This window comes from Polaromonas sp. P1_G2, from assembly GCF_056405515.1.
The window spans coordinates 1-1405 of sequence record NZ_JBFUBY010000496.1 but is presented as its reverse complement, the minus strand read 5'-3'; the positions used below and the strand labels follow the sequence as shown (position 1 = coordinate 1405).

Here is a 1405-nt window from a genome sequence, read left to right as displayed (position 1 = left end):
GGCCGGCCGCATCGCCGGCAGCCGCTCGCTGTACCAGGGGCTGGACCCCATCGCCACACTGGACAGCACCGCCAAGGTCCAGTTGCTCGAAAAAGTGGAAAAATTCGCCAAGGCCAAGGACCCGCGCATCGTGCAGGTCATGGCCGGCCTGGCCAGCGAATACGACGTGGTGATGGTGGCGCGCGCCGACGGCACGCTGGCCGCCGACGTACGCCCGCTGGTGCGCCTGAGCGTGACCGTGATCGCCGAGCAAAAAGGCCGGCGCGAAGTCGGCTCGGGCGGCGGCGGCGGCCGTTTCGGCCTGGCCTATTTTGACGACGCGCAGATCGCCGAATATGTGAACGATGCGGTGAAAGCCGCGCTGACCAACCTCGACGCGCGCCCCGCGCCGGCCGGCGAGATGACGGTGGTGCTGGGCTCGGGCTGGCCCGGCATCCTGCTGCACGAAGCCATAGGCCACGGCCTGGAAGGCGACTTCAACCGCAAGGGTTCCAGCGCGTTTTCCGGCAAGATCGGCCAGCGCGTGGCGGCCAAGGGCGTCACGGTGCTGGACGACGGCACGATTGCCGACCGCCGCGGCTCGCTCAATGTCGACGATGAAGGCAACGCCAGCCAGCGCAACGTGCTGATCGAAGACGGCATCTTGAAGGGCTATATCCAGGATTCGCTGAATGCCCGCCTGATGAAGGTCAAGCCCACCGGCAACGGCCGGCGCGAAAGCTACGCCCACGTGCCCATGCCGCGCATGACCAACACCTACATGCTGGGCGGCGACAAGCAGCCCGAAGAAATCGTGGCCAGCATCAAGAAGGGCCTGTACGCCACCAACTTCGGCGGCGGCCAGGTCGACATCACCTCCGGCAAGTTCGTGTTTTCGGCGAGCGAGGCCTTCTGGGTCGAAAACGGCAAGATCCTCTACCCCGTCAAAGGCGCGACGATCGTCGGCAACGGCCCCGACGCGCTGACCCGCGTCACCATGATGGGCAACGACATGGCGCTCGACAGCGGCGTAGGCACCTGCGGCAAGGAAGGCCAGAGCGTGCCGGTGGGCGTGGGCCAGCCGACCCTGCGCATCGATGGACTGACCGTCGGCGGAACGGCCTGAAACGGGCTGATCCGGGGCTTTCCCCGGGCTTTTTGAGACCTGTGCTACATTCCACCTTATGAATTCCGCCAAGTTTTATTTTGGTTACTTTTGGTTCTCGAGCGCTTCCGGCGGTAGAGAGATCATGGCGTGACCCGATAAAACGCACCGAATCTCCAAAAAACCGCCGGCCCCCGGCGGTTTTTTTTTGCCCGCTTAGTTTGCTGAATGTTTGTACTGAAATCTGAATTGCCTGACTGACACCTAGAAAAGGAAGACTGCGATGAATGCCAAAGCCACCTCCGCCAGCGACAACTGGTA

The 1405-nt window shown here is 63.4% G+C and carries 1 protein-coding gene; it reads left to right on the top strand.

Going from position 1 to position 1405, the window contains the following annotated elements; all coding sequences use genetic code 11:
* The coding region (tldD, locus tag AC1D0P_RS25610; protein ID WP_477679302.1) for a metalloprotease TldD at positions 1–1105 on the top strand (1105 nt) is incomplete at its 5' end.
* Positions 1106–1405 lie beyond the last annotated feature (300 nt).